Below are 25,572 nucleotides of genomic sequence, written 5' to 3'. Positions count from 1 at the left end.
TCAATGAGAACCATCAATGAGTGAAATGATTTACGGCATCCACGCGGTGCAGGCTCTGCTGGAACGTGCGCCAGAGCGCTTTCAGGACGTCTTTATTCTGAAAGGGCGGGAAGATAAACGCCTGCTGCCGCTGATCCATGCGCTGGAAGCGCAGGGCGTGGTGATCCAACTGGCGAACCGCCAGTATCTTGATGAAAAAAGCGAGGGTGCGGTACATCAGGGGATCATTGCGCGCGTGAAGCCGGGACGCCAGTATCAGGAAAACGATCTTCCTGATCTGATCGCGAAGTTCGACAATCCCTTCCTGCTGATCCTCGACGGCGTGACCGATCCGCATAACCTCGGCGCCTGTCTGCGTAGCGCAGACGCCGCTGGCGTACATGCGGTCATTGTGCCGAAAGATCGTTCTGCACAGCTTAATGCAACGGCGAAAAAGGTGGCCTGCGGCGCAGCCGAAAGCGTACCGCTGATCCGTGTGACCAACCTGGCGCGTACCATGCGTCTGTTGCAGGAAGAGAATATCTGGATTGTCGGTACGGCGGGCGAAGCTGACCATACGCTGTTCCAGAGCAAAATGACCGGCCGGATGGCGCTGGTGATGGGCGCTGAAGGCGAAGGGATGCGTCGTCTGACCCGCGAGCACTGTGATGAGCTGATCAGCATTCCGATGGCGGGCAGCGTGTCGTCACTGAACGTCTCCGTCGCGACCGGGATCTGCCTGTTTGAAGCGGTGCGACAGCGCAGCTAAGCGCTTTTGACTGATGAAGCCATCCCTCGGGATGGCTTTTTTGTGACCATTATCCCAGGCGCGTCCCCCGCAGGCTGACCATACTTAATGCGACTGCCATTGACGGAGGGAAACACAATGCACTGGCAAACGCATACCGTTTTTAACCAACCGGTACCGCTCAACAACAGCAATTTATTCCTGTCTGATGGCGCGCTTTGCGAGGCGGTCGCCCGTGAAGGCGCGGGCTGGGACAGCGATCTTCTCGCCAGCATCGGTCAACAACTGGGCACTGCGGAGTCGCTGGAGCTGGGGCGGCTGGCGAACGCCTTTCCACCTGAACTGCTGCGTTACGATCCACAAGGGCAGCGGCTGGACGATGTCCGTTTTCATCCCGCCTGGCATCTGCTGATGCAGGGCCTGTGCGCTAACCGTGTGCATAACCTGGCCTGGGAAGAGAACGCCAGACAGGGGGCATTTGTCGCGCGGGCTGCGCGTTTTATGCTGCATGCGCAGGTGGAAGCGGGTACGTTGTGTCCAGTTACGATGACTTTTGCCGCCACGCCGCTGCTGCTACAGATGCTGCCATCCCCCTTCCACGACTGGTTAACGCCGTTACGCAGCGATCGCTATGATTCACACCTCCTGCCCGGTGGGCAAAAACGCGGCCTGCTGATTGGCATGGGCATGACGGAAAAGCAGGGCGGCTCCGATGTGCTGAGTAACACCACCCGGGCAGAGCGACTGGACGACGGCGCCTGGCGCCTGGTGGGGCACAAATGGTTTTTCTCCGTGCCGCAAAGCGACGCGCACCTGGTGCTGGCGCAGACGAAAGGCGGATTATCCTGCTTTTTTGTCCCGCGTTTTTTGCCTGACGGGCAGCGAAACGGCGTTCGCCTTGAGCGGTTGAAAGACAAACTGGGCAACCGCTCTAATGCCAGTTGCGAGGTTGAGTTTCAGGATGCGGTAGGCTGGCTACTGGGTGAGGAAGGCGAGGGGATTCGTCACATACTGAAGATGGGAGGGATGACCCGCTTTGATTGCGCGCTGGGCAGTCATAGTATGATGCGCCGGGCGTTTTCCGTGGCGATTTACCACGCGCATCAGCGGCAGGTGTTCGGCAAATCTTTGATTGATCAGCCCATGATGCGGCAGGTTTTAAGTCGTATGGCGCTCCAGCTTGAAGGCCAGACGGCGCTGCTGTTTCGTCTGGCTCGTGCGTGGGATCGTCGTGGCGACCCGAAAGAAGCGCTCCGGGCGCGTTTGTTCACGCCAGCCGCGAAGTTTGCTATTTGCAAAAGCGGCATTCCCTTTGTTGCCGAGGCGATGGAAGTGCTCGGTGGCGTTGGCTATTGCGAGGAGAGCGAGCTGCCGCGCCTGTATCGTGAGATGCCGGTCAACAGCATCTGGGAAGGGTCGGGAAACGTCATGTGTCTGGACGTGCTGCGGGTGCTGAGTAAACAGACCGGCGTCTATGAGCTGCTCAACGAGGCTTTTGCGGAGGTCAAAGGGCAGGATCGGCATTATGATCGGGCGGTACGTCAGCTGCAACAGCGCTTGCGCAAACCCGATGAAGCGCAGGGACGGGAGATAACGCAGCAGCTGTTCCTGCTCGGTTGCGGGGCGCAAATGCTGCGCTATGCTTCTCCGCCGTTGGCACAGGCCTGGTGCCAAATGATGCTGGATACGCGCGGCGTGTTACGCCTGTCTGAACAGGTGCAAAATGATCTGTTGCTGCGGGCAACGGGGGGATTGCGATAACGACTTGCCTGATGGCGGCGCGAGCGCGTCTTATCATGCCTGCGATCGATGCAGGCCAGATAAGTTTACGCCATCAGGCAATCTGTTACGCATAAAGTATGGCTTGTACGCGCCAGTTATCGGGCTGCTGTTCTTCGTACATCTGGATAATCCGATACCACGAAGCGCCCTGCTCATCGGCTTTTAACGCAATGATACGTTCCACATCCTGCTGATTTCCCGAAATATTACTCACGGATATCAGACCAATTTCATTCAGGCCCGTTACGCAGTCCGCGCTGGCGAATTCGGCAGACTGCGCCGTCGTACTCACCAGGCCGGCAGAAAGCAGCAGTGAGGATAAGGCAAGAGATCGTTTCATCGTCAGCTCCTTTTACGTGACCCCGCATTCAACAGGGCATTCCATTGCGGTCATCCCATGATTTCATTGTGCACAGGTAAACGCATAGAGGCGCAAAGCAATGTAAAGCTGACTAAATTTCAACCTTCCGCTATTTACGATACAGGATGGCTTGCGAATACCATTGGCCTGTTACGATGGTTTCATCAACCAATAAAATAACGTAATAATCTGCTTTAGCGGCGGCGGCTTTCGCTCTGATCTCTGCCACAGCATCGTCAGGAGAACCCCGAACCATTGAGCTTACCGTTCCCAGGCGCTGCAACCCTTGTGTCTGGTCACGGCGAATTTCCTGAGGATGGTCAGCGACTGGCGGTGCTGGTTGCGGCGTCCCTTGCAATACGCTACAGGCGCTTAAAAACAGTACCAGCATCAATGGGGCGAACCGGCGCATAACTCTATCTCGTTTACTGATAGCCATAGTGTAGTGCCTTATTAATTTCCTTTAGGGGGAATGTTCCCAAATTGTTATCTCTCACGCGATTTTCGAATGAAAATAGGGTGAAAGCGTAATCCACTTCTCAACATTATGAATCATTGCCGTACTCATTAACTTGAGTTATGTATTTCTCCGTGGCATATCAGAGAAAGGGGGATATATGATAAAAATAGAAACACGGTACCTGGCAGGACATTCCATACTCCACGCGTTTCCTGACGGTAAACGTGACACGCCTCTTCCATGTATTATTTTTTACCACGGTTTTACCTCTTCCAGCCTGGTCTATAGCTACTTTGCTGTTGCCCTGGCGCAGGCCGGGTTCCGGGTTATCATGCCGGATGCGCCCGAGCATGGCGCGCGGTTTAGCGGTGATACGCAGGGGCGAATGACCCAATTCTGGCAGATTCTGCGGCAAAACATGCAGGAATTCGCTGCGTTACGTGCGGCAGTTCAACAGGAAAACTGGGTGCTGGAAGAACGTCTGGCCGTGGGGGGCGCATCAATGGGCGGTATGACGGCGCTGGGGATCATGGCCCGCCACCCGGAGGTAAAATGCGTCGCCAGCCTGATGGGGTCGGGTTATTTCACCCGACTGGCGCATACGCTTTTTCCGCCATTAATTCCTGAGACGCCTGAGCAACAGCGAGAATTTGACGACATCATTGCTCCCCTGGCTGAGTGGGAGGTGGCGCATCAGTTGCCAAAACTGGCCGACCGGCCGCTGCTGCTATGGCATGGACAGGAAGATGACGTCGTCCCTGCGGTGGAAACGTTCCGCTTACAACAGGCGCTGATTCAGGCGAACAGGGATCAGAACCTGACCTGTCTGTGGGAAGCAGGCGTACGCCACCGTATTACGCCAGAGGCGCTGGCGGCAACGGTGTCGTTTTTCCGCCAGCATCTTTAAACGCGCAGAATGCTAACGCCTTGCGCTTCAAGCTGTTGCAGAATGTCAGGGTTAGCATTTTTGCCCGTAATCAGCGTGTCTATTTGATCGGCGCGGCTGAACAACATGCCTGCGCGCTCGCCGATCTTGCTGCTATCCACCAGCACCACCAGCTTTCCGACCACGCTGAGCATTTTCTGCTCGGCCATAGCGGTGAGCATATCGGTTTTATACAGACCGTCTGCGGTCAGGCCTTTGCCGCTGGTAAACATCCAGTGCCCGGCATACAGGCTGTTTTCGCTGCCCTGGGGACTAAGCGTGATGGACTGGCTCTTGTTGTACTGACCTCCCATGATGATCACGCTTTCATGTTCCTGATCGATCAGATAGTTCGCCAGCGGGAGATAGTTGGTGATGATCTGCACCGGCTTACCGCATATTTCTCTGCCCAGCAGAAAGGCGGTCGATCCACAGTTGATCACCACGCTTTCCCCAGGATTCACCAGTTGCGCTGCCGCTTTAGCAATGCGCACTTTTTCATCGTGGTTCTGCGCCTGATGCAGATTCATCGGCGTCCAGCGCGGACGTTGCTGAGCGATCGCTTCGGCGCCATTACGCACTTTTTTGAGCTTTCCGCTCTCATCGAGCTTGTTGATATCCCGACGCGCCGTGGCCGGGGAGATCCCCAGACGTTCGATCACATTCTCGACGGTAACAAAGCCCAATTGCGCCAGCATATCCAGCAATATTTGATGTCTTTGTGCTTCAGTCATGAGCTATTCCGATACGAATTGATTTTAAAAGATGATATTTGAAATAGCCTGAAAATACTAAAGTAAATATAGAAAAATGCCGGGAAAACCCGGCATCGGAGAACAATTACAGGAAGGATTTGAACGGTAAATCCGGTTCCATCGTGAAGCAGTCATCAAAACCACGCGGGTAGTGATATTCAAAGTTGTCTTTATCCAGTGGCCAGGTGAACTTACCGCCAACCTGCCAGATAAACGGCTTGAAGCCATACTTCAGGCGATCTTTTTTCATTTCCCACAGAACGCGGATTTCCTGCGGATCGGCCTGGAAGTTCGACCAGATATCATGGTGGAACGGAATCACAACTTTCGTGTTCAGCGCTTCCGCCATACGCAGCATGTCGGCGCTGGTCATCTTGTCGGTGATGCCACGCGGGTTCTCGCCATAGGAGCCGAGCGCCACGTCGATCTGATGCTCATTGCCGTGCTTCGCATAGTAGTTGGAGTAGTGGGAGTCGCCGCTGTGATACAGCGTACCGCCCGGCGTTTTGAACAGGTAGTTCACCGCGCGCGCGTCCATGCCGTCCGGCAGTACGCCCGCCGCCTTTTGATCGGCCGGAAGCGTGATGAGCGCAGTACGATCAAACGCATCAAGCGCATGAATTTCGATGTCTTTCACTTTCACAACATCGCCCGGTTTGACCACGATGCAGCGCTCTTTCGGCACACCCCAGCCAATCCACAGGTCAACGCAGGTTTGCGGCCCGATGAAAGGCACATCGTCAGCGCAGTTTTGCATCACCGCTGCGGCGACGTTGACGTCGATATGATCGTTATGATCGTGAGTGGCCAGCACAGCATCGATCTGGCGAATCGCGAAAGGATCGAGAACAAACGGCGTGGTGCGCAGGTTCGGCTGCAATTTCTTCACCCCTGCCATGCGCTGCATCTGATGGCCCGTTTTCATCAACGGATTGCCGTGGCTTTGTTTGCCGGTGCCGCACCAGAAATCAACGCATACGTTGGTGCCGCCTTCTGATTTCAGCCAGATGCCGGTGCAACCGAGCCACCACATAGCAAATGTGCCGGGCGCGACCTGTTCCTGTTCGATCTCTTCATTCAGCCAGCTTCCCCACTCAGGAAAGGTGCTCAGGATCCATGATTCACGCGTGATACTTTTCACTTTACTCATCGCATTTACCTTCATGTTTGTTCAAATTGAATCAGTGTGTGATTGGTTTTGATTAATCCTGACATTATTTTTTCAAGATGGCAACGGCATATTTTTGCTTGTGAAGGGCGGTCTGGAAGTAAAGGAGAACGTAATGAAGGGCGTATAACTATTGAAATTAAATATATCTATTTGATTAAAATGAGTTTTATTGATGACTGGTTAACGTCGGGTTAATCCTTTTCTGAAGTGTGGGAATTATTTGCGTGGTGCGTCACAATTAATCAAATTCAATCTTGTTGTGATTACTTTTGAAAATTAGAGTGGTGACACAACAACCTGAGCGTACGCAGAGCTCAGCAACTTCGTCTACTGGAGATCGTTATGGAGATCCTCTACAACATCTTTACCGTTTTCTTTAACCAGGTTATGACCAATGCTCCGCTGCTACTGGGTATTGTCACCTGTCTGGGCTATATCCTCCTACGCAAAAGTGTCAGCGTTATTATCAAAGGTACGATAAAAACCATTATTGGTTTCATGTTATTACAGGCAGGGTCCGGCATCCTGACCAGTACCTTTAAGCCCGTCGTGGCGAAGATGTCTGAGGTGTATGGCATCAACGGCGCGATTTCTGATACTTACGCCTCCATGATGGCGACGATCGAGCGCATGGGCGACGCCTACAGTTGGGTCGGGTATGCCGTGCTGTTAGCGCTGGCATTGAATATCGGCTACGTGCTGCTGCGCCGGATAACCGGGATTCGCACCATCATGCTTACCGGACATATCATGTTCCAGCAGGCGGGGCTGATCGCGGTGTTCTTCTACATCTTCGGTTATCCGATGTGGACCACCATTATCTGCACGGCGATTCTGGTGTCCCTGTATTGGGGGATCACCTCCAATATGATGTATAAGCCGACGCAGGAAGTCACAGACGGCTGTGGTTTCTCCATTGGTCACCAGCAACAGTTTGCCGCATGGCTGGCGTATAAAGTCGCGCCATATCTCGGTAAAAAAGAAGAGAGCGTTGAAGATCTCAAACTGCCCGGCTGGCTGAATATCTTCCACGACAATATCGTCTCCACGGCAATTGTCATGACCATCTTCTTCGGCGCGATCCTGCTCTCTTTTGGCCTGGATGTGGTTCAGGCGATGGCGGGTAAAACGCACTGGTCTATCTATATCCTGCAAACCGGCTTCCAGTTCGCCGTCGCTATTTTCATCATCACGCAGGGCGTGCGCATGTTTGTCGCCGAACTGTCCGAAGCATTTAACGGTATCTCTCAGCGTCTGATCCCCGGTGCTGTGCTGGCGATTGACTGTGCGGCGATTTATAGCTTCGCGCCGAACGCGGTGGTCTGGGGCTTTATGTGGGGCACGATTGGTCAGCTGATCGCCGTTGGTATTCTGGTAGGTTGCGGCTCCTCCATTCTGATCATCCCTGGCTTTATCCCAATGTTCTTCTCTAACGCCACGATTGGCGTGTTCGCTAACCACTTTGGCGGCTGGCGCGCGGCGCTCAAGATTTGCCTGGTTATGGGCATGATCGAAATCTTTGGCTGCGTCTGGGCGGTGAAACTGACCGGTATGAGCGCCTGGATGGGAATGGCGGACTGGTCGATTCTGGCGCCTCCGATGATGCAAGGCTTCGTCAGCATCGGGCTGATGTTTATGAGCGTCATGATACTGATTTCACTGGCTTATATGTTCTTCGCAGGGCGCACATTGCGCGCTGAAGAAGATGCAGAAAAACAACTGGCAGAACACTCTGCTTAATAAGGAGTTCCGATTATGACCGTACGTATTCTGGCTGTTTGTGGTTGTGGGCAAGGCAGTTCAATGATCATGAAAATGAAAGTTGACCAGTTTCTGACGCAGCAGGGCGTTGCGCACACGGTAAATAGTTGCGCGGTGGGTGAGTACAAAAGTGAGCTGAACGGTGCGGACATCATTATTGCCTCGACGCACGTCGCCAGCGAAATCACCGTTTCCGGTAATAAATATGTGGTGGGTGTGCGCAATATGCTTTCCGCCGCTGATTTTGGTCCGAAACTGATGGAAGTGATCAAAGAGCACTTTCCGAACGACCTGAAATAAGGACGCAGCATGAAATTACGTGATTCGCTGGCGGAGAATAAGTCCATTCGCCTGAATGCAGAAGCGAGCACCTGGCAGGAGGCGGTGAAAATCGGCGTAGACCTGCTGGTGGAAGCAGATGTTGTGGAGCCGCGTTACTACCAGGCCATTCTTGATGGCGTAGAGCGTTTTGGTCCGTATTTTGTGATTGCGCCAGGCCTGGCGATGCCGCATGGCCGCCCGGAAGAGGGCGTCAAAAAAACCGGCTTCGCGCTGGTGACGCTGAAAACGCCGATGGTCTTCAACCACGAAGATAATGACCCGGTCGATATCCTCATCACGCTGGCGGCAGTGGATGCCCGCGCGCATCAGGAAGACGGCATCATGCAAATCGTCAACCTGTTTGAAGATGAAGCCAACTTTGACCGTTTACGCGCCTGCCGTACCGAGCAGGATGTGCTGGATTTAATTGATAACGCCACTGCGGCGGCAGTTTAAGTAAGGAATAGAAATGTCATTACCTATGTTGCAAGTTGCGCTGGATAACCAGACGCTGTCCCACGCTTACGAAACGACCCGCCTGATCGCGGAAGAAGTCGATATTATCGAAGTTGGCACCATCCTGTGCGTGGGTGAAGGCGTACGTGCGGTACGCGATCTGAAAGCGCTCTATCCGCATAAGATCGTGCTGGCTGACGCCAAAATTGCGGACGCGGGGAAAATTCTTTCTCGTATGTGCTTTGAAGCCAACGCGGATTGGGTGACGGTTATCTGCTGCGCGGATATCAACACCGCCAAAGGCGCGCTGGAAGTGGCGCAAGAGTTTAACGGTGATGTGCAGATTGAACTGACCGGCTACTGGACCTGGGAGCAAGCGCAGGAGTGGCGCGATGCGGGGATTCAGCAGGTGGTTTATCACCGTAGCCGTGATGCCCAGGCCGCTGGCGTGGCCTGGGGCGAAGCGGATATCAGCGCGATCAAACGTCTCTCTGATATGGGCTTTAAAGTGACTGTGACCGGCGGCTTGGCGCTGGAAGACCTGCCGCTGTTTAAGGGCATTCCAATCCATGTCTTTATTGCTGGTCGCAGCATTCGCGACGCCGCCTCTCCGGTTGAAGCTGCGCGTCAGTTCAAACGTTCTATCGCCCAGTTGTGGGGATAAGGAGCGGATATGCTGTCTAAACAGACTCCGCTTGGCATCTACGAAAAAGCGCTCCCCGCCGGGGAGTGCTGGTTGGATCGCCTGCGGCTGGCGAAAGAACTGGGCTTCGATTTCGTTGAAATGTCTGTCGATGAAACCGATGCCCGCCTGGCGCGCCTCGACTGGAACCGTGAGCAGCGCCTGGCGCTGGTGAGCGCTATCGCGGAGACCGGCGTGCGGGTGCCGTCCATGTGCCTGAGCGCGCATCGTCGCTTTCCGTTGGGCAGCGAAGATGATGCTGTACGTGCGCAAGGGCTGGAGATCATGCGTAAAGCCATTCAGTTTGCGCAGGATATCGGTATTCGCGTCATCCAGCTTGCGGGTTACGACGTGTACTATCAGGAGGCCAACAATGAAACGCGCCGTCGTTTTCGTGATGGGCTGAAAGAGAGCGTCGAGATGGCAAGCCGTGCTCAGGTCACGCTGGCGATGGAGATCATGGATTACCCTCTGATGAACTCCATCAGCAAAGCGCTGGGTTATGCGCACTATCTTAATAACCCGTGGTTCCAGCTTTATCCTGATATTGGCAATCTGTCAGCCTGGGATAACGATGTGCAGATGGAGTTGCAGGCTGGAATGGGGCATATCGTCGCGGTTCATGTCAAAGATACGAAGCCAGGCGTGTTCAAGAACGTGCCGTTCGGTGAAGGTGTCGTCGATTTTGAACGCTGTTTCGCCACGCTCAAGCAGAGTGGGTATTGCGGGCCATACCTGATTGAGATGTGGAGTGAAACGTCGGACGATCCGGCGCGTGAGGTGGCGAAAGCGCGTGATTGGGTGAAAGCGCGTATGGCCAGCGCCGGTCTGGTGGAGACAGCATAATGCAAAAACTCAGGCAGCACGTTTTTGAAGCCAATATGGATTTGCCGCGTTATGGCCTGGTGACTTTCACCTGGGGCAACGTCAGCGCGATCGACAGAGAGCGCGGGCTGGTGGTCATTAAGCCTAGCGGGGTGGCTTATGAAACCATGAAAGCGGACGATATGGTGGTGGTGGATCTCCAGGGCAATGTGGTGGAAGGGCAGTGGCGGCCTTCTTCCGATACCGCCACGCATCTGGCGCTGTACCGTCGTTACCCTTCGCTGGGCGGCATCGTGCACACGCACTCTACGCATGCCACGGCGTGGGCGCAGGCAGGGCTGGCGATCCCGGCGCTGGGCACAACCCATGCGGACTACTTCTTTGGCGATATCCCCTGTACCAGGGCGTTAACCGAAGAAGAAGTGCAGGGTGAATATGAGCTGAACACCGGCCATGTGATTATCGAAACGCTGGGTGACGGTCAGCCGCTGCATACGCCTGGCGTCGTGGTGTATCAGCACGGGCCGTTTGCCTGGGGCAAAGATGCGCATGACGCCGTGCATAATGCGGTGGTGATGGAAGAGGTCGCGCGGATGGCATGGATTGCTCGCGGTATCAATCCGGCGCTCAGCCCGATCGACGATTATTTAATGAATAAACATTTTATGCGTAAGCATGGGCCTGACGCCTATTACGGACAAAAGTAAGACACGTGCCCTGGAATCATTACTTCCTTCGGGATGTTACCGGCCTGATTCCGGGGCCGCTTTTGCCGTAAAAAAAGCCCCCGGTGAAGGGGGCAAGTCAAACTATGGCAATGTTCTCGTTGGTTTTTCCTGGTGCTAGCGATAAATATCCGCGCTGGCGCGCATGTTGCCGTTACTTCCCGGTTCCCGGGTCAGGATGGCGTGGTAGTACGTTGCGCCTCGCGCATCTGTCTCTTCATTCAATGCCTGATCTGCTTCACTTTCAGTGGCGAAGTTATGGTTTATATAAATCACGCCTAAGCTCTGCACATCATCCATATTTCGTGCCTGGTGATTATCGATTTTGATGGCTGCCATCGCGTTTGCACTGAGCAAAAGCGCAGCCAGAAGGGTCATAACACGCGCTCGCATACTGTACCTCCTCGACTGCTGTGTCTGGTTAGCAATATCTCCTGTAAGTGAATTGCTTCTGATTTAATTTTAATCGCTACCAGCGAAGTCGATAGCGACCATTTCTGATGCAGTTGTTCAAAAAATTGGCGCGATGCCATGTGATTAATTTTAAATCACATGGTTAACCTGTCTTTGCGCTTCGTGTGAATTTTTGCGCAATCAACTTGTGTTTCCTCATGGGCGCAAGTATTATGACGCGTCATTTTTCAGCCGACCTTTAACACGTTCCTTGCCTCCCCGGGATTCGGCTGACCCAGACAGGAGGCTGAATAATCCGTAAGGAGCAATTCGATGCGTCATTACGAAATCGTTTTTATGGTCCATCCTGACCAGAGCGAACAGGTTCCGGGCATGATCGAGCGCTACACTGGTGCAATCACTGGTGCAGAAGGCAAGATCCACCGTCTGGAAGACTGGGGCCGCCGTCAGCTGGCTTACCCGATCAACAAACTGCACAAAGCTCACTACGTTCTGCTGAACGTTGAAGCGCCGCAGGAAGTGATCGATGAGCTGGAAACTAACTTCCGCTTCAACGATGCCGTTATCCGTAGCATGGTAATGCGTACTAAGCACGCTGTTACCGAAGCATCTCCGATGGTTAAAGCGAAAGACGAGCGCCGTGAGCGTCGCGATGATTTCGCAAACGAAACCGCAGATGATGCAGATGCTGGGGATTCTGAAGAGTAATTTCTGATGACCAACCGTCTGGCGTTGTCCGGCACCGTGTGCAGGATGCCCCTTCGAAAGGTCAGTCCATCAGGAATTCCGCACTGCCAGTTCGTGCTTGAGCATCGTTCTGTGCAGGAGGAAGCCGGGTTTCACCGGCAGGCGTGGTGTCAAATGCCCGTTATTGTTAGCGGACACGAAAACCAGGCCATTACTCACAGTATAACGGTCGGCAGCCGCATAACCGTTCAGGGGTTCATCTCTTGCCACAAGGCAAAGAACGGTCTGAGCAAAATGGTTCTGCATGCCGAGCAGATTGAATTGATAGATTCTGGAGACTAGCCATATGGCACGTTATTTCCGTCGTCGCAAGTTCTGCCGTTTCACCGCGGAAGGCGTTCAAGAGATCGACTATAAAGATATCGCTACGCTGAAAAACTACATCACCGAAAGCGGTAAGATTGTCCCAAGCCGTATCACCGGTACCCGTGCAAAATACCAGCGTCAGCTGGCTCGCGCTATCAAACGCGCTCGCTACCTGTCCCTGCTGCCGTACACTGATCGTCATCAGTAATCGGCCACGGTCCATTAATACGACTTTGAGAGGATAAGGTAATGCAAGTTATTCTGCTTGATAAAGTAGCAAACCTGGGTAGCCTGGGTGATCAGGTTAACGTTAAAGCGGGCTACGCTCGTAACTTCCTGGTACCACAGGGTAAAGCTGTTCCTGCTACCAAGAAAAACGTTGAGTTCTTCGAAGCACGTCGCGCTGAACTGGAAGCTAAACTGGCTGACGTTCTGGCTGCTGCAAATGCACGCGCAGAGAAAATCAACGCTCTGGAAACCGTAACCATCGCGTCCAAAGCTGGCGACGAAGGTAAACTGTTCGGTTCCATCGGTACTCGCGACATCGCTGACGCTGTAACAGCAGCAGGCGTTGAAGTGGCTAAGAGCGAAGTTCGTCTGCCGAACGGCGTTCTGCGTACCACTGGTGAGCACGAAGTGAACTTCCAGGTTCACAGCGAAGTATTCGCTAAACTGACTGTAAACGTAGTAGCTGAATAAGTTTTATTCTTCTATCGCGTAAAAACGCCGGCCTTGCGCTGGCGTTTTGCTTTTCTGCCCCCCTGTTTTTCGCACTGGCTATTCTTTACCCTTTTCGGGATAATAAAAAATAAAACATTATTTCAAAGTGGTGATGGAATGGAGATAACCCACCAGCAGCCCCTGTTCGCGCGTAAAAACGTTGTCTATCTGGGGGCGGCATTTTGTTGTCTGTTATGGGGAAGCGCCTACCCGGCGATAAAAAGCGGGTACGAGATCTTTCAGATTGCGACAGATGATATCCCGTCAAAAATTGTCTTTGCCGGATACCGTTTCTTGTTCGCGGGGTTATTGCTGCTGTTGCTGGCGATGGCGCAGCGTAAACCGATCGGCCGCTTAAGCCCGCGCCAGTTTGGTCAACTGACCCTGCTGGGGCTGACGCAAACCTCGCTGCAATATATCTTTTTCTATATCGGTCTGGCGTTCACCACGGGCGTGAAAGGATCGATCATGAATGCCACAGGCACTTTTTTTAGCGTGCTGCTGGCGCACTTCATCTACCAGAACGACAAACTGAGCTACAACAAAACCCTCGGCTGTATTCTTGGCTTTGCCGGGGTGATGGTGGTGAACTTCAACAGCGGGCTGATGGATTTCAGCTTTAGCCTGTTGGGTGATGGCTCCGTGGTGCTGGCTGCTTTTATTCTTTCTGCCGCGACCCTTTACGGTAAACGTATTTCGCAGACGGTTGACCCAACGGTGATGACGGGCTATCAGCTTGGCATCGGCGGCCTGGCGCTGGTGATTGGCGGCTATGCCTTCGGCGGCTCGCTCTCCGTGCACGGCCTCGCTTCTGTGGCGATTCTGGGCTATCTGACGCTGCTCTCGTCTGTTGCTTTTGCGCTGTGGAGTATTTTGCTCAAGTACAACCGCGTCGGGATGATTGCGCCGTTTAACTTCCTGATTCCGGTTTCCGGTGCGGTGCTGTCGGCGATTTTCCTCGGCGAAAATATTTTTGAATTGAAATATGCGGTTGCGCTGGTGCTGGTGTGTTCGGGGATCTGGTGGGTGAACAAGGTGAAGCGGTAACGCCTGATGGCGCTACCGCTTATCAGGCCTGCAATCGCGGGTGCCGTAGGCCGGATAGGGCGACGCCGCCATCCGGCAATTTGCGCGCTTAACGGGCGCGAATAAAGCTGCCGTTTGGCTGACGGGTAAACAGAACCTGTTGGTCATTACCGGTATCGATGGTCAATCCTGTCACCACGCCATTCGCATTCTGGCGGATCTGCACCATCTGGCCATCTTTCAGATTGCTCAGCGGCTTGCCTGCGCCTTCAACCTGCGCCATCGCGTAAACGTCCGTTGGCGGCAGGCCGTGGTCACGGAACAACTGCGCCAGCGTTTTACCTGACTCCACGCGATAGGAGCGCCACTGCTGGTCAATTCCCCCGTTCTGCTGGAAAGGCTGTGTTTGCGGCTGGGATTGCTGCGTCTGCGGCGGCTCTTCCGGTTGACCTTCCTGGATGGGTTCCGGCGCTACGGGGGCGACCTGTCCCGGATCGTTTTGCGGGGCGACCAGTTGCGCCTGAAGTTCGGCTTCCGTCGGCGGTTGCGACTGTGACTGGATATCTGTCTGGACATTACGCGTGACGACGGGCGTATCGCGGGTATCATTCGAGGGAAGCAGAAAACCGACCACCAGCACGATAGCGGCAATAATAATGCCACGGCGATGCATAGGCGGCAGCGGGTCCATGATGCGAAAATTGTCCGGTGCATGCCAGATTTTCGCCAGGGTTGGTTTTAGTTCAAAGCGCCCGGGCATGGCTTTCCTCCTGCTCCGCGTCTCGTTCCTCAATCATAGAGTATAGATGCCTAACGCTATGATGTTCGTAGTTATACCCGCTTTCGTGACATCAGCATGGGTTATTCTTATTGTTTCTTTTTCCCCGCGATTTGTCATCTCTTCCCGAGACAAAGTTTTACCGGAAGAGACGTGGCTGTTATGCTGCCCGCTACTTTACCTCCGATGAAAGGAAATATGATGGCAACCCCGACTTTTGACACTATCGAAGCGCAAGCAAGCTATGGCATTGGTTTACAGGTAGGGCAGCAGCTGAGCGAATCCGGTCTGGAAGGTCTGTTGCCTGAAGCGCTGGTGGCAGGTATCGCTGATGCGCTGGAAGGCAAACACCCGGCAGTGCCTGTTGATGTGGTGCATCGCGCGCTGCGTGAAATTCACGAACGTGCGGATGCCGTACGTCGCGAACGTTTCCAGGCAATGGCGGCAGATGGCGTCAAATATCTGGAAGAAAACCGTGAGAAAGAGGGTGTGAACAGCACCGAATCCGGTCTGCAATTCCGCGTGATCACCCAGGGTGAAGGCGCGATTCCGGCGCGTACTGACCGTGTACGCGTACACTACACCGGCAAACTGATCGACGGCACCGTCTTTGACAGCTCCGTTGCGCGCGGCGAACCGGCTGAATTCCCGGTGAACGGCGTGATCCCAGGCTGGATTGAAGCGCTGACCCTGATGCCGGTTGGTTCCAAATGGGAACTGACTATCCCTCAGGAACTGGCCTACGGCGAGCGTGGCGCGGGCGCGTCCATTCCTCCGTTCAGCACTCTGGTGTTTGACGTAGAACTGCTGGAAATCCTGTAAGCAGTGACTTCTGTTCCCCTCTTTGTTGGGGGGAACAGAAAATATGCAAGAAAACCGTAAGTTAGCCAGATGTCGATATTTTATCTTGCAAATGTAGCCATTGCGTGTATTTTTGTGAGCTAATTCGCGTTGCCAGAGTGATATGACACTCACTTTAAACATATAATTAACATTATATCTAAATCTTAGTATTCATCCCGCCGATTCTTACCTAATATCGATGAGTCCTGATAACAGGATCGTCGTATCATATGACGCACTAAAGGCCGCAGAGCCTGCACAACACAGACAGGTACAGGAAGAAAAAACATGGTAGATCAGGTAAAAGTCGTTGCCGACGAACAGGCACCGGCTGAACAGTCGCTACGGCGCAATCTCACAAACCGTCATATTCAGCTTATTGCGATTGGCGGCGCCATCGGCACCGGCTTATTTATGGGCTCCGGTAAAACGATCAGCCTCGCCGGGCCGTCGATCATTTTCGTTTATATGATCATCGGTTTTATGCTCTTTTTCGTCATGCGGGCAATGGGTGAATTGCTGCTCTCGAATCTGGAATATAAATCCTTCAGTGATTTCGCTTCCGACCTGCTCGGGCCGTGGGCGGGATATTTCACCGGCTGGACTTACTGGTTCTGCTGGGTAGTCACCGGGATGGCGGACGTCGTTGCGATTACCGCCTATGCGCAGTTTTGGTTCCCCGGCCTTTCTGACTGGGTCGCCTCGCTGGCGGTCGTTGTTCTGCTGCTGAGCCTTAACCTTGCGACCGTGAAAATGTTCGGCGAGATGGAGTTCTGGTTCGCGATGATCAAGATTGTCGCCATCGTGGCGCTGATCGTCGTTGGTCTGGTGATGGTTATGATGCACTTCAAATCACCGACCGGGGTTGAAGCGTCGTTTACTCATCTGTGGAATGATGGCGGCTGGTTCCCGAAAGGGATCAGCGGCTTCTTTGCGGGCTTCCAGATAGCGGTATTCGCGTTCGTGGGGATTGAACTGGTGGGCACCACCGCCGCAGAGACCAAAGACCCGGAGAAATCCCTGCCGCGCGCGATTAACTCAATCCCGATTCGTATCATCATGTTCTACGTTTTTGCGCTGATCATCATTATGTCGGTCACGCCGTGGAGCTCGGTAGTACCAACCAAGAGCCCGTTTGTTGAGCTGTTTGTACTGGTAGGACTGCCGGCCGCCGCCAGCCTGATTAACTTCGTGGTGCTGACGTCTGCGGCCTCTTCCGCCAACAGCGGCGTGTTCTCTACCAGCCGTATGCTGTTTGGTCTGGCGCAAGAGGGTGTGGCGCCGAAAGCGTTCGCTAAATTGTCTAAGCGCGCGGTACCGGCGAAAGGGCTGACCTTCTCCTGTATCTGTCTGCTGGGCGGCGTGGTGATGCTGTACATCAATCCGAGCGTGATTGGCGCGTTCACCATGATCACGACGGTGTCGGCTATTCTGTTCATGTTTGTCTGGACCATCATTCTCTGCTCGTACCTGGTGTACCGTAAGCAGCGTCCGCACCTGCATGAAAAGTCCATCTATAAGATGCCGCTTGGTAAGCTGATGTGCTGGGTGTGTATGGCGTTTTTCGTCTTTGTGCTGGTATTGCTGACGCTGGAAGATGATACCCGTCAGGCGCTGATCGTCACGCCGCTGTGGTTTATTGCGCTGGGGCTGGGCTGGCTGTTTATCGGTAAGAAACGTATGGCAGGAGTGCGTTAATCTTGATGCCCGGTGGCGCAAAGCTTACCGGGCCTACGGATTGTAGGCCGGATAAGCGTTAGCGCCATCCGGCAACACATCATTCCCCGGCCAGTGCGCGCGGGAACAAGACGTTGTTTTCCAGACTGATGTGTTCCATCAGATCGTCAATCATTTCATTAATGCCGTTGTACATCGCTTTCCAGGTGGTGCAGGCTTCTGGCGGCGGCGTGACGTTGTTGGTGGTGTGTTTGATCACTTCCAGCAATTCGCCAGCGTCATCGTGTTCGCTTTCCATGACGCTAATCGGGCCCATTGCCTGGCTTCCCATGCCTTGTTTGATCATCGGGAACAGGATCTGCTCTTCTTTCATCATGTGGCTGGAAAGTTCCTGATGCAGCATAGTCAGGTATTTCGCCAGACCTTTCGGTACGCTGGGTTTGTCTGCGTGAACGCGTTCCACTTTGGTGGCTTGCAGGATCAGCTCCGGCAGTTGCTCGCGGTGTCTGTCGTGGTAGCGCACGATAATGTGGTCGATAATTTCGGCCAACGGCGCGGTACGCCAGTCCTTCTCAATCGGTTGTTCAGCCAACTGTGCCAGTTCTGCTTCAATGGCTTCTACATCCAGCTCTTTACGTGCAGCAGCGCGCGCGAGCGTCTGCTTACCACCGCAGCAGTAATCCATATCGTACTTACGAAACAGCGCCGAGGCGCGAGGAATAGAGAGCGCCAGTTCACCTAAAGGTTGATCGCGAAAAGACATAGCCGTTACCTCATTCTCAATAATATAAGATGTATTTTAAATGCATCTTTAAGCCGAAGATATAACCCTTTCGGGTCAGAATAAAATGTGATGACCATCACAAAAAAATGTTTGTGCCTTAACGTGCTGAATCTTATTGAAAAGGGCAGGAATACGCGCGGCAAGTCGCCGGGCAAAATTAAATATGCTGGCGGCACTGCCGATAGTTAGACCTCTGACAATACCTGCATAGTAAAAGGCAACAAATGTTCAAACGAATCAAAGTTATAACCTTACTGATTATCGTGTTACTCACCCTCGGCGCGATGCAGCTTATTTCGGCGGGCGTTTTTATCAGCGCGCTTAATAACGATAAGCAAAATTTTACCGTATCGCAGCGTTCCAGCCAGAACGTCGCGGAGTTTACCGATGCCTGGATCAGCCTGAACCAGGCGCGCGTCACGCTTAACCGCGGCATGTTGCGCCTGCAAAGTAGCATGGCCAATGAGATCAACGGCGGTCAGCTAAATGAACTGGTGAAGACGGCGAATGCCCTGCTGGCTGATGCGCAGCGTCATTACGATAAATACTACGCGCTGCCAGAAACGCCGGGGCTGGATGAACACCTGGCCGACCGTCTGGAAGAGCAGTACGGCATCTACTCCGCGACGCTGGCGAAAATGAATACCTTCCTTGCCGCAGGACAACTGGAAGAGATGTTCAAACAGAATGCGGAACAAAAACAGACGGCGATGCAGGACGTGTACCTGGAATGGCGTGCCGCGCAGGCCGAACTGACGAACGCGGGCATTCAACAAAATGAACAGGACTACCAGCGCATTCTGTGGATTCTGGCGGCCGTTATGCTGGCGGTTGTCGCGGTGATTGTGATTAGCTGGCTGGCAATGCAGCGTGTCTTACTTAAACCGTTGCATGATGTTATGGAACATATCCGCCATATTGCGGCAGGCGACCTGACGCGCAATATCCATACCGAAGGCAGTAATGAAATGGCGCTGCTGGCGCATAACGTACATGAGATGCAGCAGGCGCTGGCGAACACGGTCAGCGTGGTACGTGAAGGCGCTGACACGATCTATACCGGTGCGGGTGAAATTGCGACAGGCAGTAGCGATCTCTCTTCGCGTACTGAACAGCAGGCCGCATCGCTGGAAGAGACTGCCGCCAGTATGGAACAACTCACCGCAACCGTGAGACAGAACGCCGACAACGCACGTCAGGCGTCCAGCCTGGCAAAAAATGCCTCTGAGACGGCGCAGAAAGGCGGCAACGTAGTGGACGGCGTTGTGCGCACGATGGATGAAATTGCCACCAGCTCCAGCAAAATCGCGCAGATCACCAGCGTTATCGACGGTATCGCATTCCAGACCAATATCCTGGCGCTGAACGCGGCGGTGGAAGCCGCTCGCGCGGGCGAACAGGGCCGTGGCTTTGCGGTGGTCGCTGGCGAGGTGCGCACGCTGGCGCAGCGTAGCGCGCAGGCGGCGAAAGAGATCAAAACGCTGATTGATGACTCCGGTAATCGGGTCAGCGCGGGTTCCGCGCTGGTGCATGAAGCGGGGGAAACGATGGCGGAAATTGTCAGTGCGGTAACGCGTGTGACCGACATCATGGGGGAGATTGCCTCTGCATCTGATGAACAAAGTCGCGGCATTGACCAGGTTGGCCTGGCGGTGGCGGAGATGGATCGCGTGACGCAGCAGAACGCCGCGCTGGTGGAAGAGTCGGCGACTGCCGCCGTTGCGCTTGAAGAGCAGGCGGCACGTCTGACCCAGACGGTAGCGGTGTTTAAAGTTTAACCTCTGCTCCGGCCTACAGGATAATATCTTGTAGGCCGGATTAACGCAGCGCCATCCGGCACATTATGATTGTGAAACCACGACGACGCCGGGTTTCTGCGGCCTGGCTCTGACGGCTATCACCACCCCAACAATCAGCAGCGCAATGCCGCTTACCGTCAGCAGCGGTGGAAATTCCTGGCGCAGTATAAAGGTGTACAACAGGCCAGCCAGCGTTTCGAACACGATCAAGGGCCCCAGAATCACCGTCGGCAGCTTTTGACTGGCGACGTTCCAGCATAGCGCCCCCACCCATGAACAGAGCACGGCAATGGCGACCATCAGGGCGACAAAGACATCAGGCCGGGGGCCAAAGGGGAGAGGAAAGCCGGGCATCTGCTTACCCAACCAGATGCAGGCCGCAACATAACCCAGCAGCGAAACGGGAAGCGTCACTAGCGCCTGTGCTGTTGCCCACATCATCGGATGTTTATCCGGGTTTTCCCGCAGCCAGCGGGCATTACGCAACGCGTACCATGCCCAGCACACAACGGAAACCAGCGCCAGCGCGATACCTGAACCGTAGCGCCAGCCGCTAAACTCCGGCAGCCCCTGATTCAGCTCCGCAATATTGACGCACAGCAGGCCAACGCCGATGAGCGCCAGCGCAGGCGCCAGACGCCGCCAGGATAACTTACCATCTCGCTGGCTGTAGAGCAGGTTGGCAAACACCGGGATCACCACCGGCAACGTGCCGATGATCATGGTAGAAACAGGGGCTCCCGTGCGCTGGATAGCGCTCGCCAGGCAGACGTAATAGATCAGATTGCCCATCATCGTCAGCGCGAGTGCGGTTATCCAGTCTTTGCGCGTCAACTGGCGCAGGCGCGCACGCCCCAGCCACGCCAGGGGCACAGCAATTAACCCCAGCGCCAGATAGCGCCCCATCGACTGCAATACCGCCGGATACTCCGGTACGATCAACGGTCCGACAAAAATCAGTCCCCACATTAACCCTGCCAGCAGGGCATACAACACGCCGCTAATCATCGTTGATATCCACATCGTTTCACATTGCGAAAAGTGTAGGCAGGAGAAATGCGCCAGTATTGTATGAGATTGCGCATTAGCGCGGATAAACCTGTTTTTGATAGCGCACTGGCGTAATGCCGTAGCGATGGGTAAAGGCGCGCGTGAGATGAGATTGATCGGTTAGCCCGGTGGCGGCCGCCACATCCGCTGCGGGCATCCCGAGTGTGAGAAACGCCTTTGCCCGCCACAGACGGATCGCCATCAGCATTTGGTGCGGCGTAACGTGGAAATGAGCCTTGAACTGACGCTGAAAATGCCAGGGGCTTAATGAGGCGACCCGCGCCAGTTCGTCAAGCGTGACCGGATGCATGTAGTTGTCGTGCAGGTAGTCCCGCACGCGCTCAAAGCGATGCCCGCCTTCCCGCACTTCCGGCGCATGGCGCGCCAGCGGCTGGAAGGTGTCGATCAGATCGAGCAGCAGCCCTTTTTGCGCCAGCGGATCGTCGGTATGCCACAGGCCGTGGATCAGCGTGCAGATCTGGCGTGAGCGCAGCGGATCGTGGCGCGTGACCTCATGAAACCACCAGTGACGAACCCCGGTCACCTCTTCCAGCAGATCGGGATCGAGATAAATCATCCGATAGCGCCAGCCGTCGGCGGTTTCCGCTTCGCCGGTATGCAGCTCATCGGGATTCATGGTGACAACGGAGTGAACGGGAGCAACGTACTGCGTGCCGCGATAGCGAAAGCGTTCGGCACCGGCTTCAATTGCGCCGATACCGAAGGCTTCGTGGGTGTGAGGCTCGAAAGCGTAACGCGAGATATGCGCATGATACAGCTCAACCCCCGGCACCTGCGCCAGATGGCGAAAGCGGGCGCTGTCTTTCTCATCGCTAAACTGTTCGGGTACGCCTTGCACGTTGTCTCTCCCTGAAAGCCATCTGTTCATTATCAGAGATGGCCAGCAGGGATGCCACAACAATTAACCTGTTTTTAACACTTACAGGATGCTTTTGACACTTTCCGCCAGCGAGGTTGTCGGGCGACCGATCAGTGCGCTCAGAGTATGGCTGTCGTCAAACAGGCCGCCTTTTGCGGCGCCCGCGTCAGAATCAGCCAGCATATCCGCCAGACCCGCTGGCAGGCCCACGCCTTTCAGCGCGGCGGCGAAATCGGCTTCACTCAGGTTCTGATAGACAACCTTTTGCCCGCTCTGTTTTGCCAGTTCGGCGGCTAACTGGCTCAGCGTCCAGCCTTCGTCGCCTGCCAGTTCATACACTTTACCGGCATGGCCTTCTTCGCTGATGACGCGAGCGGCTGCGGCAGCGTAATCGGCACGGGTTGCAGAGGTGATTTTGCCTTCTCCGGCCGCGCCGATAAAGACGCCGTGTTCCAGGGCCGCTGGCGCGCTCGCCAGGTAATTTTCGGTGTACCAGCCGTTGCGCAGCAGGGCGTAAGGAATGCCTGAATCCGCCAGCATTTTTTCGGTTTCCACATGTTCAACATGCAGGCCCAGCGGGGAACGGTCTGCGTGCAACAGGCTGGTATAGGCAATGAATTTCACGTTTGCGGCTATTGCCGCGTTAATCACGTTGCGGTGCTGAGCGGCACGTTGCCCGACTTCGCTTGATGAGATCAGCAGCAATCTGTCGATGCCCTGCAACGCTGCCGTGAACGCGGCTTCGTCGCTGTAGTCCGCCTGGCGTACGGTAACGCCCAGTCGGGTTAGCGCGTCAGCTTTCGCGGGGTTACGGACAATCGCCGCAATCTGGCTGGCAGGAACGGTTTTCAGTAAGGTATCGATAACGTGTTGGCCCAGTTGGCCGGTTGCGCCGGTAATTGCAATCATGGGGGATCTCCCTGTGTTCGTCTTGTGTTTCATTAAGCTAGCACTTAAACTTACTTTTAGTAAGTACGTACAAAAAGGTAAGTGTAAAGATGACGAACCCGACGCTTTCTCAGCAGCTTCGCGATGGCAATTTGTTTGCCGAGCAGTGTCCTTCTCGCGAGGTGTTAAAGCATGTCACCAGCCGCTGGGGCGTATTAATTCTCGTGGCGCTGCGTGATGGAACGCACCGCTTCAGCGATTTACGCCGCAAGATGGGCGGCGTGAGTGAAAAAATGCTGGCGCAGTCATTGCAGGCGCTGGAGCAGGATGGATTTATTCATCGGGTGTCGTACCCGGTGGTGCCGCCGCATGTGGAGTACAGTCTGACGACGCTGGGTGAACAGGTGAGTGAGAAGGTCGCCGCGCTGGCAGACTGGATCGAACTCAATTTGCCGCAGGTGCTGGCACAGCGGAAAGAGCGAGCGGCATAACGGCTTGCCGGATGGCGCTGCGCTTATCCGGCCTACGGCGTGTCGATCGCGTAGGCCGGGTAAGGCGAAGCCGCCACCCGGCGTGGTTTTACTTACTCAAATCCAGCTGATAAATCGCAAAACCGATATCATCGGTAGCGACTTTATTCATCGGATATTGTCCCTTATCTTTGATAAACGCGGCAGCCTTGTCGGACGGCGAGGTTTCGAAGCGGATATCCAGTTTCGTGTCGCTGTGAACTGGCGCCAGACGCCAGTTGTTGTCCGCCGCCGGGTGGATTTCCCCCGCACGCTTCGACTCCGCGCCAATCCACGCCGCCAGTACGGAGCGGTTCTCATCCGGTGATGCAAAAGCGATGTGGCTGTCGCCCGTACCGGCAAATTTGCCGCCGTAGGCGCGATAGTTATTGGTCGCGACCAGGAACATAGCGTTCGGATCGACAGGCTTGCCGTTGAAGGTCAGATTTTTAATACGTTCCGCTTGCGGATTCACCGTCTGGCATTCGCCGTCGTAGCGCGCAGGCTGCGACACATCAATCTGATACTCCACGCCGTCAATCACATCAAAGTTATAGGTGCGAAAACCGTCCCAGTTGATCAATGACTGCGGTTTACTGCTGTGGACATCAATCTGATTGAACTGCCCGGCGGAACATTCCAGCCACTCTTTTACCTCTTTGCCGCTGGCTTTTACGACGACCAGCGTGTTCGGATAGAGGTAAAGATCGGCGGCGTTGCGGAAGGTAAGCTGACCTTTTTCCACTTCAACAAAGCTGGCAGGATCGTTTTTACGTCCACCGACTTTAAACGGCGCAGCGGCAGAGAGCACCGGCAGTTTCGCCAGATCCGGGTCGCCCTGAATAAAGTGTTCGACATACGCTTTCTGCGCGTTGTTCACCACCTGCACGGTAGGATCGTCCTGCACCAGCGCCAGGTAGCTGTACATGTTATCGGCGGACTTACCGATCGGTTTGCTAACGAACTCGCGGGTGGCATCGTGGTCGGCTTTCAGGATACCCACCAGTTTTTTATCTTCTGCGGCCAGCGATTTTTTCGCGGCGGCATCGTAAATGGGCCGCGCTTCGGCTTTCGCATCGGTCACCTGCCATTTGCCGCTGTCGTTGTTGAGCACCAGATCCACCACGCCCAGATGATCGCCCCACATACCCGGCATGACCGCCGGTACCCCGTTAAGCGTACCTTTTGCGATATCCGCGCCGTTGATATCGGCAAAATCTTTGGAAGGGAAGACTGCGTGCGCATGGCCGAACATGATGGCGTCAACGCCGGGGACTTCGCTCAGGTAATACACGGAGTTTTCCGCCATCGTCTGGTACGGATCGGCAGAAAGCCCGGAGTGGGCAATCACCACCACAACGTCGGCGCCGTTGGCCCGCATCTCCGGCACATACTGACGAGCGGTTTCGGTAATGTCGTTGACGGTGACTTTGCCGCTCAGGTTGGCTTTATCCCAGGTCATAATCTGCGGAGGGACAAAACCGATATAGCCAATTTTCAGCGTCTGCGTGTTGCCCTCTTTATCGACCACGTCAGTCTCTTTGATCAGATAAGGCGTAAACAGCGGCTTTTTGGTCTTAACGTCGATGATATTGGCATTCACGTAAGGGAACTTCGCGCCCGCCAGCGCCTTATGCAGATAGTCCAGACCGTAGTTAAATTCATGGTTACCGAGGTTGCCGACCGCATAATCCAGCGTATTCAACGCCTTGTAGACAGGGTGAATATCACCGGCTTTCAGCCCCTTTGCCGCCATGTAATCGCCCAGCGGACTCCCCTGAATAAGATCGCCGTTATCGACCAGCACGCTATTTTTGACTTCATTTCTGGCGGCGTTAATTAAACTTGCTGTGCGTACCAGTCCGAATTTTTCGGTCGCTGTATCTTTGTAATAATCGAAATCCATCATGTTGCTATGCAAATCAGTGGTTTCCATAATCCGAAGATCGACGGTCGCCGCATTCACGCTGGCGGCGATCAGCGTGGCCAGGAGCGTTGCGCTAAACTTAATCATCAGGGGCATCCTTTTTTAGATCTGAAGCACAAAAGAAAATGTATATAAGTCTTGTTGCTTACAGAACTGTGAATCATGACATGAATTCAGCCATTAAAACCGCAATCGCTATCACAGATGGCGGATTCATTTACGATGGGGTATAAGTAAAACAAAGAGTTAAACGCCACTGCCATAAACGAGGTG

The 25,572-nt window shown here is 54.4% G+C and carries 29 protein-coding genes; 18 read left to right on the top strand and 11 right to left on the bottom strand.

The features are described from left to right. Positions 1 to 16 precede the first annotated feature (16 nt). Both rlmB and OGW17_RS02605 read left to right on the top strand, forming a co-directional pair. Positions 17 to 748 (top strand): 23S rRNA (guanosine(2251)-2'-O)-methyltransferase RlmB, encoded by a 732-nt coding sequence (gene rlmB, locus OGW17_RS02610; RefSeq protein ID WP_012134428.1) that lies wholly within the window; start codon positions 17 to 19, stop codon positions 746 to 748. A gap of 117 nt (positions 749 to 865) precedes the next feature. Further along, positions 866 to 2,488, top strand: a complete 1,623-nt coding sequence (locus OGW17_RS02605) for an isovaleryl-CoA dehydrogenase (protein WP_071257343.1) — start codon at positions 866 to 868, stop codon at positions 2,486 to 2,488. Between the two features lie 85 nt (positions 2,489 to 2,573). Here OGW17_RS02605 and yjfN read toward each other — a convergent pair whose 3' ends face one another. Both yjfN and bsmA read right to left on the bottom strand, forming a co-directional pair. Beyond that, positions 2,574 to 2,849, bottom strand: a complete 276-nt coding sequence (yjfN, locus tag OGW17_RS02600; RefSeq protein WP_012134425.1) for a DUF1471 family protease activator YjfN — start codon at positions 2,847 to 2,849, stop codon at positions 2,574 to 2,576. A 130-nt stretch (positions 2,850 to 2,979) separates the two neighbouring features. Further along, the gene (gene bsmA, locus OGW17_RS02595; RefSeq protein ID WP_012134424.1) at positions 2,980 to 3,309 is read right to left on the bottom strand and encodes a biofilm peroxide resistance protein BsmA; all 330 of its coding nucleotides are present in this window, start codon (positions 3,307 to 3,309) and stop codon (positions 2,980 to 2,982) included. 178 nt (positions 3,310 to 3,487) lie between these two features. Here bsmA and yjfP point away from each other — a divergent pair, with 178 nt between their 5' ends. Further along, positions 3,488 to 4,237: an esterase gene (gene yjfP, locus OGW17_RS02590; protein WP_071257345.1), complete on the top strand. Its 750-nt coding sequence runs from the start codon at positions 3,488 to 3,490 to the stop codon at positions 4,235 to 4,237. Here the strand turns inward: yjfP and ulaR are convergent. Next, positions 4,234 to 4,989, bottom strand: a complete 756-nt coding sequence (gene ulaR / locus OGW17_RS02585) for an HTH-type transcriptional regulator UlaR (protein ID WP_012134422.1) — start codon at positions 4,987 to 4,989, stop codon at positions 4,234 to 4,236. The genes yjfP and ulaR overlap by 4 nt on opposite strands. Before the next feature lie 106 nt (positions 4,990 to 5,095). Continuing rightward, positions 5,096 to 6,160, bottom strand: a complete 1,065-nt coding sequence (ulaG, locus tag OGW17_RS02580) for an L-ascorbate 6-phosphate lactonase (protein WP_024130791.1) — start codon at positions 6,158 to 6,160, stop codon at positions 5,096 to 5,098. 363 nt (positions 6,161 to 6,523) lie between these two features. On the opposite strand from ulaG, the gene ulaA reads away from it, so the two are divergent. The 6 genes from ulaA to OGW17_RS02550 are packed head-to-tail and all read left to right on the top strand — an operon-like array spanning position 6,524 to position 10,933. Beyond that, positions 6,524 to 7,921, top strand: coding sequence for a PTS ascorbate transporter subunit IIC (ulaA, locus tag OGW17_RS02575; protein WP_071257347.1), 1,398 nt, complete (start codon positions 6,524 to 6,526; stop codon positions 7,919 to 7,921). A 15-nt stretch (positions 7,922 to 7,936) separates the two neighbouring features. Continuing rightward, on the top strand, positions 7,937 to 8,242 hold the full coding sequence (gene ulaB, locus OGW17_RS02570; protein WP_024130790.1) for a PTS ascorbate transporter subunit IIB: 306 nt from the start codon (positions 7,937 to 7,939) through the stop codon (positions 8,240 to 8,242). 9 nt (positions 8,243 to 8,251) lie between these two features. Further along, the gene (ulaC, locus tag OGW17_RS02565) at positions 8,252 to 8,719 is read left to right on the top strand and encodes a PTS ascorbate transporter subunit IIA (RefSeq protein WP_012134416.1); all 468 of its coding nucleotides are present in this window, start codon (positions 8,252 to 8,254) and stop codon (positions 8,717 to 8,719) included. Between the two features lie 13 nt (positions 8,720 to 8,732). Beyond that, positions 8,733 to 9,383: a 3-keto-L-gulonate-6-phosphate decarboxylase UlaD gene (gene ulaD, locus OGW17_RS02560; RefSeq protein ID WP_024130789.1), complete on the top strand. Its 651-nt coding sequence runs from the start codon at positions 8,733 to 8,735 to the stop codon at positions 9,381 to 9,383. Between the two features lie 9 nt (positions 9,384 to 9,392). Beyond that, positions 9,393 to 10,247 (top strand): L-ribulose-5-phosphate 3-epimerase, encoded by an 855-nt coding sequence (locus tag OGW17_RS02555; protein ID WP_012134413.1) that lies wholly within the window; start codon positions 9,393 to 9,395, stop codon positions 10,245 to 10,247. Beyond that, positions 10,247 to 10,933 carry an L-ribulose-5-phosphate 4-epimerase gene (locus OGW17_RS02550; protein WP_012134412.1) on the top strand — a complete coding sequence of 229 codons (687 nt, stop codon included), beginning with the start codon at positions 10,247 to 10,249 and terminating at the stop codon, positions 10,931 to 10,933. Before OGW17_RS02555 ends, OGW17_RS02550 begins: the two co-directional genes overlap by 1 nt. A gap of 135 nt (positions 10,934 to 11,068) precedes the next feature. Here OGW17_RS02550 and yjfY read toward each other — a convergent pair whose 3' ends face one another. Further along, a complete protein-coding gene (gene yjfY / locus OGW17_RS02545; RefSeq protein WP_024130788.1) occupies positions 11,069 to 11,344 on the bottom strand; it encodes a DUF1471 family protein YjfY in 276 nt (91 codons plus the stop codon). A 333-nt stretch (positions 11,345 to 11,677) separates the two neighbouring features. On the opposite strand from yjfY, the gene rpsF reads away from it, so the two are divergent. From rpsF to OGW17_RS02520, 5 genes are all read left to right on the top strand, one after another. Further along, positions 11,678 to 12,073 carry a 30S ribosomal protein S6 gene (rpsF, locus tag OGW17_RS02540; protein ID WP_012134408.1) on the top strand — a complete coding sequence of 132 codons (396 nt, stop codon included), beginning with the start codon at positions 11,678 to 11,680 and terminating at the stop codon, positions 12,071 to 12,073. A gap of 6 nt (positions 12,074 to 12,079) precedes the next feature. After that, a complete protein-coding gene (gene priB / locus OGW17_RS02535) occupies positions 12,080 to 12,394 on the top strand; it encodes a primosomal replication protein N (RefSeq protein ID WP_012134407.1) in 315 nt (104 codons plus the stop codon). Between the two features lie 4 nt (positions 12,395 to 12,398). After that, the gene (gene rpsR / locus OGW17_RS02530; protein WP_000135199.1) at positions 12,399 to 12,626 is read left to right on the top strand and encodes a 30S ribosomal protein S18; all 228 of its coding nucleotides are present in this window, start codon (positions 12,399 to 12,401) and stop codon (positions 12,624 to 12,626) included. A gap of 41 nt (positions 12,627 to 12,667) precedes the next feature. Beyond that, a complete protein-coding gene (gene rplI / locus OGW17_RS02525) occupies positions 12,668 to 13,117 on the top strand; it encodes a 50S ribosomal protein L9 (RefSeq protein ID WP_012134405.1) in 450 nt (149 codons plus the stop codon). A gap of 138 nt (positions 13,118 to 13,255) precedes the next feature. Then, positions 13,256 to 14,185 (top strand): DMT family transporter, encoded by a 930-nt coding sequence (locus OGW17_RS02520; RefSeq protein ID WP_049010943.1) that lies wholly within the window; start codon positions 13,256 to 13,258, stop codon positions 14,183 to 14,185. Between the two features lie 88 nt (positions 14,186 to 14,273). On the opposite strand, the gene OGW17_RS02515 is transcribed toward OGW17_RS02520, so the two are convergent. Then, positions 14,274 to 14,924: an OapA family protein gene (locus tag OGW17_RS02515; RefSeq protein WP_012134403.1), complete on the bottom strand. Its 651-nt coding sequence runs from the start codon at positions 14,922 to 14,924 to the stop codon at positions 14,274 to 14,276. Between the two features lie 219 nt (positions 14,925 to 15,143). On the opposite strand from OGW17_RS02515, the gene bamJ reads away from it, so the two are divergent. Together bamJ and cycA are read left to right on the top strand one after the other, a co-directional pair. Further along, positions 15,144 to 15,764, top strand: a complete 621-nt coding sequence (bamJ, locus tag OGW17_RS02510) for a BamJ family beta-barrel-assembly machinery protein (protein WP_024130787.1) — start codon at positions 15,144 to 15,146, stop codon at positions 15,762 to 15,764. Positions 15,765 to 16,073: 309 nt separating this feature from the next. Next, positions 16,074 to 17,483 (top strand): D-serine/D-alanine/glycine transporter, encoded by a 1,410-nt coding sequence (gene cycA / locus OGW17_RS02505; RefSeq protein ID WP_012134401.1) that lies wholly within the window; start codon positions 16,074 to 16,076, stop codon positions 17,481 to 17,483. 79 nt (positions 17,484 to 17,562) lie between these two features. On the opposite strand, the gene ytfE is transcribed toward cycA, so the two are convergent. Continuing rightward, positions 17,563 to 18,225, bottom strand: a complete 663-nt coding sequence (ytfE, locus tag OGW17_RS02500) for an iron-sulfur cluster repair protein YtfE (RefSeq protein ID WP_012134400.1) — start codon at positions 18,223 to 18,225, stop codon at positions 17,563 to 17,565. Between the two features lie 245 nt (positions 18,226 to 18,470). Here ytfE and OGW17_RS02495 point away from each other — a divergent pair, with 245 nt between their 5' ends. Further along, positions 18,471 to 20,024, top strand: coding sequence for a methyl-accepting chemotaxis protein (locus tag OGW17_RS02495; protein ID WP_071257350.1), 1,554 nt, complete (start codon positions 18,471 to 18,473; stop codon positions 20,022 to 20,024). 63 nt (positions 20,025 to 20,087) lie between these two features. On the opposite strand, the gene OGW17_RS02490 is transcribed toward OGW17_RS02495, so the two are convergent. The 3 genes from OGW17_RS02490 to OGW17_RS02480 form a co-directional block, all read right to left on the bottom strand. Beyond that, on the bottom strand, positions 20,088 to 21,053 hold the full coding sequence (locus OGW17_RS02490; RefSeq protein ID WP_047459435.1) for a DMT family transporter: 966 nt from the start codon (positions 21,051 to 21,053) through the stop codon (positions 20,088 to 20,090). 76 nt (positions 21,054 to 21,129) lie between these two features. Then, positions 21,130 to 21,954, bottom strand: coding sequence for an AraC family transcriptional regulator (locus OGW17_RS02485; protein ID WP_047459432.1), 825 nt, complete (start codon positions 21,952 to 21,954; stop codon positions 21,130 to 21,132). 81 nt (positions 21,955 to 22,035) lie between these two features. Next, on the bottom strand, positions 22,036 to 22,884 hold the full coding sequence (locus tag OGW17_RS02480) for an SDR family oxidoreductase (RefSeq protein ID WP_071257353.1): 849 nt from the start codon (positions 22,882 to 22,884) through the stop codon (positions 22,036 to 22,038). 89 nt (positions 22,885 to 22,973) lie between these two features. On the opposite strand from OGW17_RS02480, the gene OGW17_RS02475 reads away from it, so the two are divergent. Beyond that, positions 22,974 to 23,354 (top strand): winged helix-turn-helix transcriptional regulator, encoded by a 381-nt coding sequence (locus tag OGW17_RS02475; RefSeq protein ID WP_012134394.1) that lies wholly within the window; start codon positions 22,974 to 22,976, stop codon positions 23,352 to 23,354. Between the two features lie 88 nt (positions 23,355 to 23,442). On the opposite strand, the gene OGW17_RS02470 is transcribed toward OGW17_RS02475, so the two are convergent. After that, positions 23,443 to 25,386, bottom strand: coding sequence for a bifunctional 2',3'-cyclic-nucleotide 2'-phosphodiesterase/3'-nucleotidase (locus tag OGW17_RS02470; protein WP_071257356.1), 1,944 nt, complete (start codon positions 25,384 to 25,386; stop codon positions 23,443 to 23,445). Between the last annotated feature and the right edge of the window lie 186 nt (positions 25,387 to 25,572).

Source organism: Citrobacter sp. CK181, from assembly GCF_030333595.1.
GTDB lineage: Bacteria > Pseudomonadota > Gammaproteobacteria > Enterobacterales > Enterobacteriaceae > Citrobacter_B > Citrobacter_B koseri.
Note: the sequence above shows the minus strand (reverse complement) of the source record. Positions and strands in the feature narration are given on the sequence as shown.

Excerpts from the sequence above, each read along its gene's own strand:
- rlmB (WP_012134428.1), top strand. The coding sequence starts at position 17 with ATGAGTGAAATGATTTACGGCATCCACGCGGTGCAGGCTCTGCTGGAA.
- OGW17_RS02605 (WP_071257343.1), top strand. The coding sequence starts at position 866 with ATGCACTGGCAAACGCATACCGTTTTTAACCAACCGGTACCGCTCAAC.
- yjfN (WP_012134425.1), bottom strand. The coding sequence starts at position 2,849 with ATGAAACGATCTCTTGCCTTATCCTCACTGCTGCTTTCTGCCGGCCTG.
- bsmA (WP_012134424.1), bottom strand. The coding sequence starts at position 3,309 with ATGGCTATCAGTAAACGAGATAGAGTTATGCGCCGGTTCGCCCCATTG.
- yjfP (WP_071257345.1), top strand. The coding sequence starts at position 3,488 with ATGATAAAAATAGAAACACGGTACCTGGCAGGACATTCCATACTCCAC.
- ulaR (WP_012134422.1), bottom strand. The coding sequence starts at position 4,989 with ATGACTGAAGCACAAAGACATCAAATATTGCTGGATATGCTGGCGCAA.
- ulaG (WP_024130791.1), bottom strand. The coding sequence starts at position 6,160 with ATGAGTAAAGTGAAAAGTATCACGCGTGAATCATGGATCCTGAGCACC.
- ulaA (WP_071257347.1), top strand. The coding sequence starts at position 6,524 with ATGGAGATCCTCTACAACATCTTTACCGTTTTCTTTAACCAGGTTATG.
- ulaB (WP_024130790.1), top strand. The coding sequence starts at position 7,937 with ATGACCGTACGTATTCTGGCTGTTTGTGGTTGTGGGCAAGGCAGTTCA.
- ulaC (WP_012134416.1), top strand. The coding sequence starts at position 8,252 with ATGAAATTACGTGATTCGCTGGCGGAGAATAAGTCCATTCGCCTGAAT.
- ulaD (WP_024130789.1), top strand. The coding sequence starts at position 8,733 with ATGTCATTACCTATGTTGCAAGTTGCGCTGGATAACCAGACGCTGTCC.
- OGW17_RS02555 (WP_012134413.1), top strand. The coding sequence starts at position 9,393 with ATGCTGTCTAAACAGACTCCGCTTGGCATCTACGAAAAAGCGCTCCCC.
- OGW17_RS02550 (WP_012134412.1), top strand. The coding sequence starts at position 10,247 with ATGCAAAAACTCAGGCAGCACGTTTTTGAAGCCAATATGGATTTGCCG.
- yjfY (WP_024130788.1), bottom strand. The coding sequence starts at position 11,344 with ATGCGAGCGCGTGTTATGACCCTTCTGGCTGCGCTTTTGCTCAGTGCA.
- rpsF (WP_012134408.1), top strand. The coding sequence starts at position 11,678 with ATGCGTCATTACGAAATCGTTTTTATGGTCCATCCTGACCAGAGCGAA.
- priB (WP_012134407.1), top strand. The coding sequence starts at position 12,080 with ATGACCAACCGTCTGGCGTTGTCCGGCACCGTGTGCAGGATGCCCCTT.
- rpsR (WP_000135199.1), top strand. The coding sequence starts at position 12,399 with ATGGCACGTTATTTCCGTCGTCGCAAGTTCTGCCGTTTCACCGCGGAA.
- rplI (WP_012134405.1), top strand. The coding sequence starts at position 12,668 with ATGCAAGTTATTCTGCTTGATAAAGTAGCAAACCTGGGTAGCCTGGGT.
- OGW17_RS02520 (WP_049010943.1), top strand. The coding sequence starts at position 13,256 with ATGGAGATAACCCACCAGCAGCCCCTGTTCGCGCGTAAAAACGTTGTC.
- OGW17_RS02515 (WP_012134403.1), bottom strand. The coding sequence starts at position 14,924 with ATGCCCGGGCGCTTTGAACTAAAACCAACCCTGGCGAAAATCTGGCAT.
- bamJ (WP_024130787.1), top strand. The coding sequence starts at position 15,144 with ATGGCAACCCCGACTTTTGACACTATCGAAGCGCAAGCAAGCTATGGC.
- cycA (WP_012134401.1), top strand. The coding sequence starts at position 16,074 with ATGGTAGATCAGGTAAAAGTCGTTGCCGACGAACAGGCACCGGCTGAA.
- ytfE (WP_012134400.1), bottom strand. The coding sequence starts at position 18,225 with ATGTCTTTTCGCGATCAACCTTTAGGTGAACTGGCGCTCTCTATTCCT.
- OGW17_RS02495 (WP_071257350.1), top strand. The coding sequence starts at position 18,471 with ATGTTCAAACGAATCAAAGTTATAACCTTACTGATTATCGTGTTACTC.
- OGW17_RS02490 (WP_047459435.1), bottom strand. The coding sequence starts at position 21,053 with ATGATTAGCGGCGTGTTGTATGCCCTGCTGGCAGGGTTAATGTGGGGA.
- OGW17_RS02480 (WP_071257353.1), bottom strand. The coding sequence starts at position 22,884 with ATGATTGCAATTACCGGCGCAACCGGCCAACTGGGCCAACACGTTATC.
- OGW17_RS02475 (WP_012134394.1), top strand. The coding sequence starts at position 22,974 with ATGACGAACCCGACGCTTTCTCAGCAGCTTCGCGATGGCAATTTGTTT.
- OGW17_RS02470 (WP_071257356.1), bottom strand. The coding sequence starts at position 25,386 with ATGATTAAGTTTAGCGCAACGCTCCTGGCCACGCTGATCGCCGCCAGC.